This window comes from Mycobacterium sp. 852002-10029_SCH5224772, assembly GCF_001667315.1.
Lineage (GTDB): Bacteria > Actinomycetota > Actinomycetes > Mycobacteriales > Mycobacteriaceae > Mycobacterium.
Genome location: NZ_LZHT01000074.1, coordinates 60,306 through 74,907, shown reverse-complemented (window position 1 = coordinate 74,907; position 14,602 = coordinate 60,306). Strand labels below are relative to the sequence as shown.

Here is a 14,602-nt window from a genome sequence, read left to right as displayed (position 1 = left end):
TCCCGCCTTCAGCCGGCGGCTTACCGCGCACTGCAGCGGGCTCGATTCCCGCTCCCCAGCTGAACTCTGAGGCATCAGGATCGGCATTCGGGTCCAGTGGATAACGGGTGTCGTAGTCGCCCAGGCCGTTTGTGTTGGCACCTGTGTTACTCATCTTGCGAGCCTTCCTTAGGGTGAGCACTCACTAGCTGCACTAGCTCGTTACATCGGGATTGCCGGGGCAACATAGTTGCCGGTGGCCTTGATCTGCATCACCGCAGCAGCGCCACGGTGGCGGGTTCCCACGCCGATGCAGCGCGCCCAAAAGCTGTCCTGCAGAGGGTAACCGGGCCGCAGACCAGGAATGGTGCGCAAGCCCTGGTAGGCCGCGTTGGTGTGCTGCCGAACGCTCACCGCGTTGTTGGGGCTGTTCGCTCCCGACGTGGCCACAACCGCGAAGTACTTGGCGGGAATGTACTGCGTGCGCACAATCCACAGCGGCCCGTATGAGCCGTCAATCTTCAAGCCTTGGTACTGCGCTGGCGCAACCTCGCCGACGATATTCTCCGGCTGCAGGTACGCAGGCGCACCCTGCGACGGGATGAAGTCGTGCTTGGCGATCACCGTGTTGTTGTTGGTCTCGCCCGCCTTGAAGGAGCTGACTTCGTCAGCTTCCTCAGGGTTCATGAATGCGATCAGGCGGCTTCCGGCGTCCATACCGTAACCGTGCTCAGTCACGGTGTTAATCAAGGCTTCCAGGTCTCCGCTGTCGATATCGTCGGCACCGCTCACCAGGTAGTGATTGTGGCTGGCGTCAAAAGTCTTGCCTAGGTAGGGCGGGGGCACCATGCCGTCGTTGGACCACAGCGGGTAGCAGGTGTGGTTGAACTCGTTGGACTGAGGAGCCGGGTTAAACATGCGGTCCATGACCAGGCCATTGCACAACTTGTTGTCGGCTGCCAACGCGTAATTGGTGACCGCGCGAATCTGCTCAGCTGTAGAGTCCCTAAGGAACTTCCACGTGAAGCGGCCGGCTTTGTCGTAATCGACAAGCGTGTTGCCTAGCAAGATAGCGTTGCTCGGTGCTCGCAGGCTTTCCGGCTCACCGTATTCACTAGCAGGCTCGAAAGACTCGTCAGCAATGGACTGCGGCACCGCGTCAGCGGCATTGATGGTGTAGTAGCTCAACAGGCTAGCTACCGCATTGCGTTCGGAATTCCAGGCCGAAAGAACCTGCTGGACCTCTTGCCACAGCGCGTTAACGTCGACGCCGTCAGCGGTGACGTTAACGAGAACGTCGCCTTCACTGTTGTAGCCCAGGCCCTCACCGCCATACGGCAGCAGCTTCAGAAGCGATTGAAGGTCGGGGTCGAATCGGGGTTGTGTGTAGATTGCACTCACGACGAGAGCCTTTCGTTGTCACTGCCTTTGGCAGTTTCGTTGAAAACACCAAGCCCGCAAACGCGGCTACGGGACTGAAAGCTTTCACCGCGTTCGCGTTAGGTGCCGACAACACATGCCGTGACGGCTCCTCACCGCGTGCATGCGATTATACGCGGCGGCGGACGGGCGGCGTCGGCGAATCATGCTGGTGCGCAGTGTGATTCGGCTATACTCAGCAGCGGGCGGTCAGCCCGGGAAGGCGCAATCTAATGACGGCAGTAAAGACCTACCGCGAATTTCTGGACATCAACCAGGCATCTAAATACCTGCAAGACAAGGGGTTTACGTCCTGCACGGTGCAGACAATTCGGTATCTCGCCTACGAGAAGGGGCTATTGCCGCGCCCGGCAGTTCTTGGCCGCAGAGCCTATTGGCGGCGCAGCGACCTCGACAAGCTAATCGAGAAGCTATGAGAGACAATCGCGTTCCACTTGCAAAGGTTCTGTCTGTATCGCTTGAGGGAGAACAGTTGCCGCCGGGGTGCGTGGCGAAAGTAACCGTTCGTTGCCCGCATTGCCAAACGCTGCACACGCACCGCATCTATAGCCACGATAGCGTCAGACCGTCTCGTACGGCTCCGTGCTCAACCGATTCGCGCGTGTGCCGATACCGAATTGACTTGGGTGCGCCTGCACCGCCGAAACGCAATGTGTCCCAACCGCGTCCTGTGTATGCAGCCGGCGAAGTGGTGACCGGCAGGGAGCAACGGGACGACAACGCAATGCATAACTACGAGCCGAACTGGATCGAATGACCTAGACCGCGTTTGCGGTCGAACAAGACATCAGGCCGGATAAGGCCGGGGACTGAAAGAGCGAACCTGTGAGCGAGAAATGCTCACCGCACGCAGGCTCGCAGACTGAAAGGAAATCCATGGAGTACTACGACAACACCCGGGAACGCTTGGCTGCTGTAGCTAGGGCCGTAGGGTGGCCAGAGCCCGACGATTGGACGGTGGCCGAACGGGACCAGATCAACGCTATGGCAAGGGAAGAAGACCGCAACATCGAGCGTTTCCCGGTTGTCCACGCCTGGCGCACCGATAATGGCTCAGGCCTAACGTTTTGGTGCAAGTACTGCAAGAGCCACCACACCCACGGACGGCATAGCGGCCCGTCGTATGCCGAGGCCATAAAGCGATGGGACGCCGAGGACAACTGGGTGTCCCGTGTGGGTGCCGTACTGCCGTTACTCTTCTGGCGGCGTTACCTGCGCAGGTTCCAACAGTGCACCTTCAACCCCAACAAGCCTGGCGGTCGTGGATTCTGTACGTGTCCTATGGGTTCCGGCGACGGCCACCGCGCCACACACTGCGGCTACCGCGAACGGGGCCGTCCCTACTACGAGCACGGCTACATCCTGCACGAGGTAGAACCTAACGACGCTAGGGCAACCACAAAGCCGAAGCGAACGCAGCGAGCAAGATAGCCGCGCGGGTGCTCACCTGACGGGCAGGTTCGCAAAATGTTCGAGGCCCAAATCCTGCGCCTGCACGAGCAAGGACTGACTAGTGCCGTTATCGCAAACCGCGTCGGCTGCTCACCCGGCTATGTCAGAAGCGTTGCGTGGCATCAAGGCTTCCAGGCCAAGCCGATCTATGACCCTGTTGTCGAGCCTGATCCACAGCAGCACCAGGCCGCACTTGCGGCCGCGAGCAAAGCCCTGGCGAAAGCCAACACAAAGGCTAGGCGTGCCGAAGTCGAGGCCAAACGCGCCAAACTCCTACGGAAGCTAGCAGCGGTCGAAACGCAGCTGAAGAGCTAGCAGCCGCTACTAGATCGACGCGCGGTATAAGAGCGTAGGAAAATTCGCCTCACTACAGCCGGTGGATTGCCGTTCAGGCGCGTTGCGGGTGCTGTATTGCACTGTGCCCCAATAGTTTCCGAGGAACTGGCGGCGCAGGCTGCGCGTTGGTCGGCTAAGCTGGGATTTGCTGGCGCGGGCCAGCCAAACGCCGAATTGGCGTTTGGTACATCAAAGAAAGTGCCGACCATGCCCTACATTCACCCTTTGGACTTGGCGGAGTTTAGTACCGCGCAGGTCCACCGATTCATCGTTGACGAGTGTCATTTCCCGGTCACACCCACAAAGGTAGATCTTGCCGCCAATGCGGGTGAGCTTAAGGCCGTTAAGGTTGCCGGCAAGTACAAGTACTCGCGGCGTATGGCTCTGCAGTGGCTGGAAAGCCTAGGAGTGCAGATCGATTGGAAACTCGCCGCAGAGGCGGCGGGCCGAGATGTTGCACGGCGCAGGCGTATCGAACAAGACTTGGCCAGGTACGAGAAGGACGCGAAGGACGCGGACGTAGAGGTGACCTTGTGACACAGTCAAATACGTCCACAGAGCTAACCACCCTTTACGATCTCGTATCTTGTAGTACCTGTAAGGCAAGGCCTGGTCAACCGTGTCACGGCCGCTTTCCTACAGGTAGGGAGCACCATTTACCACGGCAAGACCGTGCGTACCGCGAGTACCTCAAGCTAACGCTTCCGCTCTTTGACCACACTGACAAGCTGGCCTTTGATTACGCTGCAGCGCACAATGTTTCAGAGGACGACGCACTACACGCCACTGGCCTGCTAAGGGCCGAACTGTACCGGCAGGCGCGCAACTTCATGCGTGAAGGCAAAATGGTGCCCCCGACGTTCGAGCAGGTTCGCCAACTCATTGGCGATGAGATGGTTGCCAAAGCTTTCGCGGCAAGTTCGGTGGACCACTACGCAGCGAGAGAACAGATTAACAGCGGTGTGCCTTTAGGCCAGCTGGTGTTAGCAGGGCTGAAATGAACACGGACAAGGACAGAACCACCATGCCGTATCCCTCGCAGCCGGTGTTGTGGTGGCAGCTGATCAATGAAGCTGAAGCAGTGCGCTCCCGATACAACCTTGGCCTTGCGTCTGTTTGGATGTGGATTCACCGCAACAACTACAAGCGGGCCAGGGCCGCACTGGACGAGGTAGTGGAAGTCCTAGTGCCACTACGCCAGAGCGTTAATACGCCGGATAAGGCGAGAGAAATGAAAGACGCTCGTACGTAATGACAACGACGGCCCCGCTCAATCTTGAAGGGACAGAACGGGAGCCGCCATCGAACCTGAAAGTGACTGCAATGGTAGCAGATTCGGCCGAAACACGCGGCGGCGGGGAGGCTGGCGGACGCGTTGTACCGCAGAGTCTTTCGCTTGAACAGTGGCTACAACAGGCAGACGCTAACGCGTTTAACGGCTGGCTCGGACCTATCCCAATCGGAAAGGAACGCAATGGCCGATATAAAGACCCGTGGGTAGCCCACCGCCACGGTTTCAACGGCATAGACGCCGACCCCGATGAATGGGAAGAGCTAGCAGCCGAAGCCTTACGGCGTAGCGCCAACGTTACCAACGGTATTTTATCGCTCGGCGAACGGCTACCCCCCGGCGTCCTAGGTATCGACGTCGACGCGTACGACGGTAAGAACGGCAAGGCGACACTAGAAGACTGGGAGCGACGGTGGGGTCCGCTGCCCCCGACCTACGTCGTCACCGCTCGACGCGACGGGGTATCGGGGATCGGCTTGTACCGGGTACCGGATGACTACTACCCCAAGGAGATCCCAGACAGCGGCGTGGAGTTCCTAGACCGGCATCACCGATACATCGCCGCGCCGCCCAGCTGGCACCACACAGGGAGGCGCTATGCGCTGTACCTCCCAAATGGGAAACGTAGGAAGTCAGGCGAGTTGCCGCCGATAGGCGAGATTCCCCTATTGCCGCAGAGCTACCTGGACGGTTTACCGGCATTAGCAACCGGGGCGGGTGGGGATGACGCAACCGATAGTGAGATAGCCGAATTCGCGGCCCGGTACGATAGCGGCCCGCAACCGGATGCGGTGCTGTGGATCATCGGCAAGACGATCCAGGCCAAAGACTGTGCCAGCACCCGCAACGCCGTCCGAGACGCGCTGTGCTGGGCAGCTCGAGAAGCCAAGGGCAAGCGCTACGGCTGGGACAACGCCGTGGAGCACATCAGGGCTGCCGCCGAGCAAGCCTATGAGGAACGCGGTATGCATCTGGACGAAGACGAGTTCGGCCGGCTGATCTCCTATGCCGTAGGGCAGGTACGAGATACCAACGAGGACGAGCTACACGCCAAATGGGACAGGCCTGACTGGAAACCCGACAGTCCCACCGAAGAAGATGACCCGTTTGACGACTCGGACGCCAAAGAGCGCCGAATCGGGCGAGAGGTTGAGAAGGAGCTAGAGAGGCAGGAAGTTCGGCGTCGTGTCGCTCTACTGCAGGCGCAAAAGTTACTCGATGCGTGCGCTGACCAAAGCCTAGATGGAGTCGCTTTTCTAGAGTCGGGTATTGACGCAGATCCGCTGTGGGGTCGCGGAAGCGATGCGCTTATGGCGCCGGGCCAAGGCTCCATGGTGTTCGGTACAGACGGCGCAGGCAAGAGCTCGCTACTGCAACAGATCGTTTTTGCGCGCCTGGGCCTGGGAGACGGTGAAGTTCTAGGGTTTCCGGTTGAGCAGAGCGACCAACCTATCCTGTACTTAGCTTTGGACCGTCCCGAGCAGATTCGGCGATCCATCGGCCGTATGGTGGATCTCTCGAATGCCGCAGTACGTGAAAGGCTTAAGCGCAAGCTGATTTTCTGGCGCGGTGCGCTGCCCTTCCAATGTGATTCAGATCCAAAAGCTTTCGCCGACTGGCTGATGCAGATTGGCGGAGACGATTTAGGCCTTGTGATCGCAGACAGCGTAAAGGACATGGTGTCCAGCTGTATTGATGACTCAGCCGGTATGGGGTTCAACGACACGGTGCAGCACATCACTACTCGCGGTGTCGAGTTTGCGTGCTGCCACCACAACCGTAAACCCAACGCTACCAACTCCAAGCCCCGCCAGCTGGCGGATGTCTACGGGTCGCGTTGGCTTACAGCCGGTTTAGGCTCCGTGCTCAACATCTGGAAACCAGACGACCAACGGCGAGAGCTGACGCAGCTTAAGACACCGTACGGCAACCCAATTGACCCCGTTGAGTACATAGACGATTACACGCGCGGCCTGTCAACCATGGCGGACAACTGGACCGATGCGGTAGCGGACGCCTTGGCGGCGGTTGGCGAGCGCGGTCTAACGGACGCCGAAGCGGTGTGGGTTGCGTTCCAAGTCAAGCCCAACCAGGGGGCCTACAACTCCTGCCGAAAGAAAATCCAACGCGTACTAACCAATTGGGTAGACGGCCCGAACAGTGCCTACGAGCGCGGCAACGGCACTAGGAACGGTAAGGATTACAGGGTTTGGAGGGTCAAAAGCGTATGACGTCTACAGACGCATTTGGTCGCAAAACGGCACCAGGGGCATTTGCCCAGGTAGACGGCTTGGTCGCGACCATGGTCGCACAGACTTGGTCGGGTTTGGTCGCCCATGGCCGCCAAAGCCAAAGTGCCAGGTCAGGCAATGGTCGCGGCACTTGGTCGCCATTGGCCGGGGGTCTTGGTCGCGCCCCTCTCCTTAAGGGGCGACCGACCAAAGGGCGGCCAAGCAGCCAGGCGGGAGAGAGAAACTCGAAGCTGTCATACAACACGAGAACGGTGAAGGCCAATGTCTGATGAAGACAACATCATTGACGTTGAAGCAGAAGAGATACCAGACGGCGGGGACAATCTGCCCGCTGTGATACCTAGGCGCAGTACTGAAGAGAACGGAACCCCTCGAATTAGCGGAGCTGATGAGACCCATGAAGGCGCGAAATCCGTTAAGGCACGACAACGTGACGATGGCCGAGACTGGCCACACGGGCCATTGCCGGAGCGCCGCTGCAGAGCACACAGCAGCCGTACCGGCGAGCCTTGCAAGAACGCAGCGATCAAGGGAAGCACCGTTTGTCGGTTCCATGGCGGAGCAGCAAAGCAGGTGAAAGCCAATGCCAGAGCGCGTCTAGAAAACGCCGCCGAGCTCATGGCGAAACAGCTACTGGGCATAGCGCTTACGGCCGAAAGCGAAGCGGTCAAGCTCGCGGCCATCAAGGATGCCCTGGACCGAAGCGGACTAAAGCCGCCTTCGGAAGTTGTACTGTCGCAGGGCGAAACGAAGCCTTATGAGGAGCTGTTCGACGGCATCGCCACCGGCAGCCGTGCTGAATCGCGTAGAGCTCGAGGACTTCCCGATACTGACGAGCGTCCAGCCGGCTTCGAAGTTGTAGAGCACGACACACTTGCGCCTCCCGCCACGGCTGCGCAGGCGCATTCGCAGTCCCACCCGCCACGAGAGGCTGAGCCGGACGAAGCCGACCGCGAGGGTGACGCTGAGAGCGGCCAGCGGCCACCCTCACAGCCACGCGCACGGCACATCACCGGTGAGGACGCCGTCTACGCGGCGAACCGGGCCAACCGCGAGATAGGCGCGCTGAAAGCCATCGAGTCACCACACAGGCGGTACAGAAGGCCATGAGGCGCCTGCAGGCACAGTTTGCCCAGGTCAGGCATTGTAGCCACGGTTGTACCGGTCAGCTAGAACTTAAGGCGTAAGGCGCAACCGCTCGGTTACGCCCCACACCAGCAGGGGAGACACAACAATGCCGACTAAGGCAGACACACGAGAACCGGTGCAACCGTTGATGTTTGGCTACACGCGGGTAAGCACAGACGAACAGGCCGACAGGCGTAACGGGCTAGAGGCACAACGCGAAGCCATCGAGGCGGAGGCACTGCGCCGACAGTGGAGCCTTGAGCACTTCGCAGACGAAGGCGTATCCGGCAAGGCCATCGGCCCAAAGCTTGCGGAAGTGTTGCAACTGTTGGCCTCTGGCCAAGGTGACGGTTTGGTGGTTGCCAAGCTGGACCGCTTGAGTCGATCAATCGTCAACGCAGCCAACATCATCGAAGCTGCACAGGCACAAGGATGGTCGCTGGTCATTTTGGACCTGGGCGTGGACCTGACCACTGCGGCAGGCCGGATGATGGCGATGAACCTTGTCAACTTCGCGCAGTACGAACGCGAGTTGATTAGCGAGCGTACGAAGGCCGCTTTGGCCGCAAAGAAGCGCAGAGGCGAGCGCATCGGAAGACCTAGAGTCGCATCGCCTTCGGTGGTGCGGCGCATAGTGCAAGACCGAAACGCCGGCTGGACATACGACGCTATCGCTTCCGCGCTCACAGCATCCAACGTCCTAAGCCCACTAGGCAAGCCGACGTGGCAGCCGTCCACGGTGCGCCGCATCTACGCCAGCGCCACAGTTGAGCAGGTGTCGGCATGAACCGCGAAGCTCGTGACAAACAGCCAAGAGTGGAGCAGGGGCTGGAGCCGCCCGAGCCGCCAGAAGTCACCTGCAAGGGCTACGGCCCGCCGCCGCCAGAGGACGTGGAAGCCTGGTCCTCGGAGCTCACCGAGGAAGACACTTCGCCCTCAGAGAGGACTCAGTAATGGCCTTCGTAAAGCAGCGCGGCAATGCGTGGCAAGTCGTCTGGAAAGAGCCGAAGCGTGATGCCTATGGCGTTGCCACCGGGCAGTATCGCCAGCGCGGTCAGACCTTCACTACCGAAGCACAGGCTAACGCCCATAAGGCCAAGGTTGAGCAGGCACTAGCCGACATGCGCTTGGACCCCGGCGAAGCTCGCGATTTGGCTGCTAAACCACTGGGACACTATGCAACTGAGTTCTTCGACGGTCTTGCCGGCACTATCGACAAGGCCACCGTGGACAAGTACCGCGCGAATTACCTTCTGTACGTAGCGCCAACCCTTGGTCCCCGCCCGGTTGCAAGTATTCGTGTCGCCGACGTCAAGAAGCTGCGTTCGGAGCTGGCCTCCACCACCAGTAAGCGCACCGGCAGACCCCTGTCGGCAGGCACGATCAAACACGCCATGTCGGTGTTGCGGATGATCCTGGATACCGCCGTAGAGAACGAAGCCATTGCCACCAATCCGGCTGCCGTCAAGCTACCCAGCTTGCGCCGCGTGCGGGATTTCCAGGAAGGCAAGCGCTACACCCGCTTGACCGTGGAACAAGTTGCAACCGTTGCGCACTGGATCGGCAGTGAGCAGACCATCACCGTTACCCCCAAGAACCGGGAAGCCTATATCGCCGTCAAGCCCGCTAATCCGGTCTACGCGCTGGCCGTGCTGTTTAGTGTGGCAACCGGAGTACGAGCTAGCGAGCTACAGGGTCTAGAGATTCAAGACCTCACCCTGTCCCACCACGAAGGCACGAGCGGCCTAGTGTCCGTACGGCGGAAGAAGCAACGAAGCGGGGCAGCCGGTGAGTGGAAAGCGGAGCCGCTGAAGACCGAAAACGCCTACCGGGACATACCGATAGACCCGTGGCTGGCAGATGACCTCAGGGGCTATCTGTCCCAGATGCATCAGGACGCCGATAATCCCCGCGCTCCCCTGTTTCCAGGCCGCTTCTCGAAGGCCGGAGCTAAGGCTAGGGCAAGTGCTGAGGGCCAAGCTTCACCGACAACGTCGGCTCAGCGCTTCGATTGGACCCGTCCGATAGACGAGCAGAACGTGTACAAGCGGTTCTGGCTCCCCGCCCTGGATGCTCTCGGACTCCCCCACTCGCGTTGGCACGATCTGCGCCATGGCTTCTCGGTTGCGGCTCTTGCTGCCGAGAACGTGCGAGACGTGTCCCGCTGGCTTGGCCACGCCAAGATCAGCACCACCATGGACATCTACGCGGCGGTGCTTCGCAGCGAGAACGGCGGGAAGGCTAGTCCCAGTACGAGACCGGTACCGCTGCAGGCGAACAACGTAGTGCCCCTAGAGCGGAAGGCGAACTAGCCTGACGAGACTCCGGAAAGCGGCGGGCCTACGTCCCCTATGTCATTCGGGATTCACTAGTTCCGTCGCGGATAAGGGCCAACCTTCTGCATCCACAGTCTCGATAAGGGTGCGCAACCCCTTCAAGTACTCGCTTGCCGCAATGCCTCGTTGAACATAAAGCGCAAGTTCTTCATCGTCGTTAAAGAACCCGTCGGGACCCTTGGCAGAAGGGTTACTAATCCGATTATCGAGCGCTTCTTTGTCCAGATCCATATACCATTTGGCGGCCGCATAGGCTGCGAACATGCTCGGCACAAGCGGTCGCGAGGTAAGTTTCGATTCATGCATTTCAGAAAACTCATCTAGGGGCTTGGCAGACTTAATCATATGTCTACTGATACCAACGTATAGCTCTTGCGGCATCCAACGGAGCCCCAATTCCAGTCGGCGAAGCCTGACATACTGGTCCAACGTATTCCAGCTGAGGGCCGCCTCGGTCCAGGGCATCTGGAACTGCGACTCCATCAGGCCCAACTCGAGGAAGTAATCTACGACCTCGCTCTTGAAGGACGGAAGCCGTTCCGTAACTTTTACTTTCAGCTGCTCATGTTCCTCTGCCGTCGTGTTCCAACGGAAGGGTGGACCCTTTCGACGATTGTGGCCTTGAACGTAATACTGGCGGAAGCACTCGTAGACTTCGTTATGCACCCGTCGGGCTCGCGGCGGCCCCTCCTTTAGGCCACGAATTCTTTCGTCAGTACACAGTTCGTGCACAGCGTCTCGAAATCGATTCCAAGCGAACTCCGTCGTGCGGATTATGCCTGCGGCAGCTGCTTGTTCTTCACGCTCCAGGGCAAAGCTAGCCAGCAGCACGGCAGCGACAGGAGCACCGATGAGGAAACCCGTGAAACCGGCCAAAATGTTTGGGATATACGAGTGACTACGTAGCCATTCAGCCTGCAGCCAATGCACTTGCATTAGATCGAGCCTGCCGATGCTGAACGTTAGAGCGTTCAAATCCACTGCCCAGAGCAGGACGAGTACGGCGATGCCGAAAACAAACATCGTCAGAAGAAACTTGCGTGTTCCGGGCGAGAAGTCTAGCGCGGTTCTGACCGGACGCCACGCCTTAATGTGTGTTCGCCGACGCAAGATGAGATACAGGGCGATGGCGCATAGTAGGACCGCCGCTAGCCGACTGATGGCGGTTGAGTGATCTCGCCAGAGGGCATCAGCCGGCAACACTCCTCAAAACTACCGGGCATGACTGACAAGCGAAGGTCAAAACCAGACTTGCTCTCCGACCGGATCCACATCAGCTAACCCGGCCTGTACTCACCGTGTCACCCGCGCGGGCAAAGTTGCTGGGGTCTCGCACCACCTGGGCAAATGCCGATTGCTCTCCAGTATCGGTTTGCTGGCCTGTAGCAGCGTAGGAACGCTAGGGCATTAGAGCAGCTCCAACGGACCGGGCGAGCAATACAGCCGTTGCTAGAAGCCCGCCAGCAACGCCTGAAAAGTGCTTCTAATCCCTAGGTCGCAGGTTCGAATCCTGCCGGGGGCACGGGGAGAGGTGTATGACGTCGGTTGATGCTTGACATTTCTACTTCGGGTGATGCCTGACGGTGTTTCGGCTGATGGTTGACAGTTACTTCGGTTGATCCTTGACACTCCTTCGATGAAGGAGTTGAGCGTGGCCGAGCAGCGGTATCAGGCCGTGTTGGCGGTGAATCAGTGATGGGTTGTCGATCTCGCAGGTTGCCCAGAAGGTAGGGGTGTCGCGTCAGACGCTGCACTCGTGGTTAGCCCGCTATGAGGCCTCGGGCCTGGAGGGGCTGGTGGATCGGTCGCATCGGCCGACGTCGTGTCCGCATCAGATGCCGGCGGTGGTGGAGGCCGCGTTGTTGGAATTGCGGCGTTCGCGACCGTATTGGGGGCCGCGGCGGCTGGTGTTCGAGCTGGCCAAGCGCCGAATAGGGCCGGTTCCCTCCGAATCGGCGGCCAATCGGGCCTTGGTGCGCGCGGGCATGATCGACCCAAGTCTGCGGGATCGGCGCTCACGCAAGTGGAAACGCTGGGAACGCGGCGCCGGAGTGCTGGTGCAGGTAGGTCATGGCTGCCCCGATCGCACGCTGATGCGCGGCCTGGATCGCTTTCTCGGCGACGTCGTCGGTCAACGCGCGCAGCAGCGACACGCTTTTGGGCGCAGCGAAAGTCAAATCGAACCCGTGCACACTGCCCTTGGTGAACACCCGACCGGCCTGACCGTTGGGTGCCAGGCCGTTATCGAGCCAACGCTGCACGACATCGGTATCAGCGGCGCCCCCTTGTGCGGCGCGTCCATCCAAGCCCACAAGCTCACAGGTGCGGACGGTGTCGCCGGCGCTCAGCCACGTTGGTTCCCGGGTATTGGCCTCCGAGCAGTACTCCCCCAGTCCGCCGTTGACTCGCCGGCTATCCACGCCGGCACGTGAAGCTAGCCGGGCGGTGTCGTTGTAATAGTTGATTCTCCAACGAGATAGCCGAGAAATCGTTACCACCGGCGACCACCCCACGACGTAGGAAGCTGAAACCAGCCGCAGCGGCTGGGATTTGGGGGCGCGTTAAGCGCATCCCAAATCAGTATTGCACCCTTGTGCCAATGTGCCACGCAGGATTTACAGGCGAGTGAGATCGATGGGTCGAGGCTGGGTAGCCTGAATAAGGTTGGGAAATAATGAGATTAGTAGATGACTAGGTGATACTTGGGGAGAGAGATGGGTTTTGGGTGAGACGCATTCGGATACAGGGCATGAGTGTCGGCGCCAGATTCAGCAGATGCCGTTCTACCCACCTCCGCTAATGCGCGCCCAAGCGTCTCGCACTACCTTGATCGCTTCCGCCGCGGTGACTGTGAGCCTCGTTTGACCGGCGAGTTGCGTCCGCCATGCGGCATCAGATGGCGTGCTGTTAAATATGTGATCACTGGGCGGCCGGTTGGTTGGCCCAAACTTTTTAAAGAGATCCAGCGCGACACGATCGATGGCGCCGATCCCGCTCAGCGCCCAGAGATCCCATAGGTCGCGCGGAGCGCTACGATCGGCCCAAGTTGCTGTTTTCGACGCGACGAACGCCGGCAAGGTGGGGACGACCAGCTCTGCCGTGGGGGCATCGCTGTAGCGCTGCTCGAGCGGTCGGCGCTCGGATGGCCAAACGATCCGGTGGCGCGACGACAATAGCTGTATCTTGACGGCCACACCGTCCGCTGTCCGTGCGGTCACGGGAACCGTGTCCGCTACCCGGGCGAACGAGGGCTCAAGCGCCAATCTCCCGTGACTACGAGCCACCGAACGCGGCAGAGCGGCATCCAGTTCCTCTGCGACAACGCTCCGGCTGTCGATCGAGACAAGGTCGACGTCCTCACTAAGCCGACCACTCGGGAGATGGGTCCGCGCTAGGGCAGTGCCCCCGATGAAGTGAATGCGACGGCCGAATCGCTCGCTGAGAAAACCCAATATGTACGAGATGAGATGGTCGCGTTCAACCTGTTCGGGTGCAACTCCGAACTGGTCGGCCACCCGGGCGCGTTCGTCAAGATCCACCGTGAGCTCCAGCCCACACTTCGGCGCGCCGTAGTGATGCCGTGAGCCGCTGATCGAGTGCGTTCGCCTCCATTCGCTTTTTGTCGCTGCGTCCATAGAGCGCCGCTATCGCGGATGGGACCTCTACTTCCGCGTCGCCAAGTGAGGGCCGGTGCGCCAGATCGAGAATTGTCTGCTCGGGTGTCGTAGTAAGAGCTGGCCCAAGCGGCGTCTGTACGCGCTCCACGTCCAGACGAGTCATGTCACGTTTGACGAAGCGCACAACAGAAAAACGGTCAGTAAGAGCGATGGGCCGGTGCTGCTTCGGCACGGCGACGACAGCCGTCGCCAAGGCACGCGGTATGGCTCCCAGAACGCGGGCAGCGCTGATACCCATGAGCGCCGCGCCGTCGGTGCCATAGATTGCCGAGGCGATCCCGGCCGCGGCGGCTTCTAGGTTCGGCAGCCACGGACGCCCAGCCATCTCCTGCGGAACTACGACGTAATAGCCTTCCGCTACGCGATGAAGGACTCCTCGTTCTACCAACCGAGCAAGCTGGGTTCGCGGGTGCGGATAGGCAATCTCAGCATCGCGCGGACGAAAGGTCCGCATAGGTAAGCTTGCCAGGCTGGCTGGCAAAGGCGTGGTTTCGCGCCGCCTCTTCATATCCCTCCTTAAGTATGCATAGCGTACTCTTTAAGAGTACAAAATGCATACTGATGCAGAAGGTGGCGACGTAATACAATCGGTCCAGCTATCCCGAGGCCAGATGCGCAGACCGGCGAACGCCCTACCCGATCCGCGAGCGCGCCAGCCTTCACCGATCGACGTGTCTTAGCGGCTGGTCAAAGACCACTTTGACCGGGCTG

At 59.9% G+C, this 14,602-nt stretch carries 13 protein-coding genes and 2 pseudogenes; 10 read left to right on the top strand and 5 right to left on the bottom strand.

The genetic code is table 11. From position 1 onward, the window contains the following. Positions 1–201 precede the first annotated feature (201 nt). On the bottom strand, positions 202–1,380 hold the full coding sequence (locus A5775_RS12460) for a hypothetical protein (RefSeq protein ID WP_067252431.1): 1,179 nt from the start codon (positions 1,378–1,380) through the stop codon (positions 202–204). Positions 1,381–1,631: 251 nt separating this feature from the next. Here A5775_RS12460 and A5775_RS12455 point away from each other — a divergent pair, with 251 nt between their 5' ends. The 9 genes from A5775_RS12455 (at position 1,632) to A5775_RS25850 (ending at position 10,190) form a co-directional block, all read left to right on the top strand. After that, entirely contained in the window at positions 1,632–1,835 is a 204-nt protein-coding gene (locus A5775_RS12455) for a hypothetical protein (protein ID WP_067252430.1), read from the top strand. Between the two features lie 1,051 nt (positions 1,836–2,886). Next, the gene (locus A5775_RS12450) at positions 2,887–3,186 is read left to right on the top strand and encodes a hypothetical protein (RefSeq protein ID WP_067252427.1); all 300 of its coding nucleotides are present in this window, start codon (positions 2,887–2,889) and stop codon (positions 3,184–3,186) included. A 246-nt stretch (positions 3,187–3,432) separates the two neighbouring features. Continuing rightward, on the top strand, positions 3,433–3,744 hold the full coding sequence (locus A5775_RS12445) for a hypothetical protein (protein ID WP_156660676.1): 312 nt from the start codon (positions 3,433–3,435) through the stop codon (positions 3,742–3,744). Then, positions 3,741–4,208 carry a hypothetical protein gene (locus tag A5775_RS25415; protein ID WP_156660675.1) on the top strand — a complete coding sequence of 156 codons (468 nt, stop codon included), beginning with the start codon at positions 3,741–3,743 and terminating at the stop codon, positions 4,206–4,208. Before A5775_RS12445 ends, A5775_RS25415 begins: the two co-directional genes overlap by 4 nt. Further along, positions 4,205–4,459, top strand: a complete 255-nt coding sequence (locus tag A5775_RS25410) for a hypothetical protein (RefSeq protein ID WP_156660674.1) — start codon at positions 4,205–4,207, stop codon at positions 4,457–4,459. Before A5775_RS25415 ends, A5775_RS25410 begins: the two co-directional genes overlap by 4 nt. After that, complete coding sequence (locus A5775_RS12440; RefSeq protein ID WP_082952994.1) at positions 4,459–6,729, top strand: bifunctional DNA primase/polymerase; 2,271 nt, start codon at positions 4,459–4,461, stop codon at positions 6,727–6,729. Before A5775_RS25410 ends, A5775_RS12440 begins: the two co-directional genes overlap by 1 nt. 282 nt (positions 6,730–7,011) lie before the next feature. Then, the gene (locus A5775_RS24880; protein WP_082952993.1) at positions 7,012–7,860 is read left to right on the top strand and encodes an HGGxSTG domain-containing protein; all 849 of its coding nucleotides are present in this window, start codon (positions 7,012–7,014) and stop codon (positions 7,858–7,860) included. Positions 7,861–7,984: 124 nt separating this feature from the next. Beyond that, positions 7,985–8,665: a recombinase family protein gene (locus A5775_RS12430; RefSeq protein WP_231995168.1), complete on the top strand. Its 681-nt coding sequence runs from the start codon at positions 7,985–7,987 to the stop codon at positions 8,663–8,665. A gap of 166 nt (positions 8,666–8,831) precedes the next feature. Next, the gene (locus A5775_RS25850) at positions 8,832–10,190 is read left to right on the top strand and encodes a tyrosine-type recombinase/integrase (RefSeq protein WP_231995167.1); all 1,359 of its coding nucleotides are present in this window, start codon (positions 8,832–8,834) and stop codon (positions 10,188–10,190) included. Between the two features lie 42 nt (positions 10,191–10,232). Here the strand turns inward: A5775_RS25850 and A5775_RS12420 are convergent, their stop codons facing one another. Further along, the gene (locus tag A5775_RS12420; protein ID WP_156660673.1) at positions 10,233–11,237 is read right to left on the bottom strand and encodes a hypothetical protein; all 1,005 of its coding nucleotides are present in this window, start codon (positions 11,235–11,237) and stop codon (positions 10,233–10,235) included. A gap of 613 nt (positions 11,238–11,850) precedes the next feature. On the opposite strand from A5775_RS12420, the pseudogene A5775_RS24875 reads away from it, so the two are divergent. Beyond that, a pseudogene (locus tag A5775_RS24875) lies at positions 11,851–12,262 on the top strand (leucine zipper domain-containing protein); the annotation flags it as partial. Here the strand turns inward: A5775_RS24875 and A5775_RS24870 are convergent. The 3 genes and pseudogenes from A5775_RS24870 to A5775_RS24860 form a co-directional block, all read right to left on the bottom strand. Then, a pseudogene (locus A5775_RS24870) lies at positions 12,260–12,712 on the bottom strand (relaxase domain-containing protein); the annotation flags it as partial. The pseudogenes A5775_RS24875 and A5775_RS24870 sit on opposite strands and share 3 nt — an antisense overlap. A gap of 285 nt (positions 12,713–12,997) precedes the next feature. After that, positions 12,998–13,753, bottom strand: a complete 756-nt coding sequence (locus A5775_RS24865) for a nucleotidyl transferase AbiEii/AbiGii toxin family protein (protein WP_082952992.1) — start codon at positions 13,751–13,753, stop codon at positions 12,998–13,000. Beyond that, the gene (locus A5775_RS24860) at positions 13,743–14,399 is read right to left on the bottom strand and encodes a type IV toxin-antitoxin system AbiEi family antitoxin (protein WP_082952991.1); all 657 of its coding nucleotides are present in this window, start codon (positions 14,397–14,399) and stop codon (positions 13,743–13,745) included. Before A5775_RS24860 ends, A5775_RS24865 begins: the two co-directional genes overlap by 11 nt. Positions 14,400–14,602 lie beyond the last annotated feature (203 nt).

What these genes read in the sequence shown, in the direction of transcription:
- A5775_RS25850 (WP_231995167.1), top strand. Translation starts at nt 8,832, where the DNA reads ATGGCCTTCGTAAAGCAGCGCGGCAATGCGTGGCAAGTCGTCTGGAAA.
- A5775_RS12430 (WP_231995168.1), top strand. Translation starts at nt 7,985, where the DNA reads ATGCCGACTAAGGCAGACACACGAGAACCGGTGCAACCGTTGATGTTT.
- A5775_RS24860 (WP_082952991.1), bottom strand. Translation starts at nt 14,399, where the DNA reads ATGAAGAGGCGGCGCGAAACCACGCCTTTGCCAGCCAGCCTGGCAAGC.
- A5775_RS24880 (WP_082952993.1), top strand. Translation starts at nt 7,012, where the DNA reads ATGTCTGATGAAGACAACATCATTGACGTTGAAGCAGAAGAGATACCA.
- A5775_RS12455 (WP_067252430.1), top strand. Translation starts at nt 1,632, where the DNA reads ATGACGGCAGTAAAGACCTACCGCGAATTTCTGGACATCAACCAGGCA.
- A5775_RS12440 (WP_082952994.1), top strand. Translation starts at nt 4,459, where the DNA reads ATGACAACGACGGCCCCGCTCAATCTTGAAGGGACAGAACGGGAGCCG.
- A5775_RS25410 (WP_156660674.1), top strand. Translation starts at nt 4,205, where the DNA reads ATGAACACGGACAAGGACAGAACCACCATGCCGTATCCCTCGCAGCCG.
- A5775_RS12450 (WP_067252427.1), top strand. Translation starts at nt 2,887, where the DNA reads ATGTTCGAGGCCCAAATCCTGCGCCTGCACGAGCAAGGACTGACTAGT.
- A5775_RS12420 (WP_156660673.1), bottom strand. Translation starts at nt 11,237, where the DNA reads ATGTTTGTTTTCGGCATCGCCGTACTCGTCCTGCTCTGGGCAGTGGAT.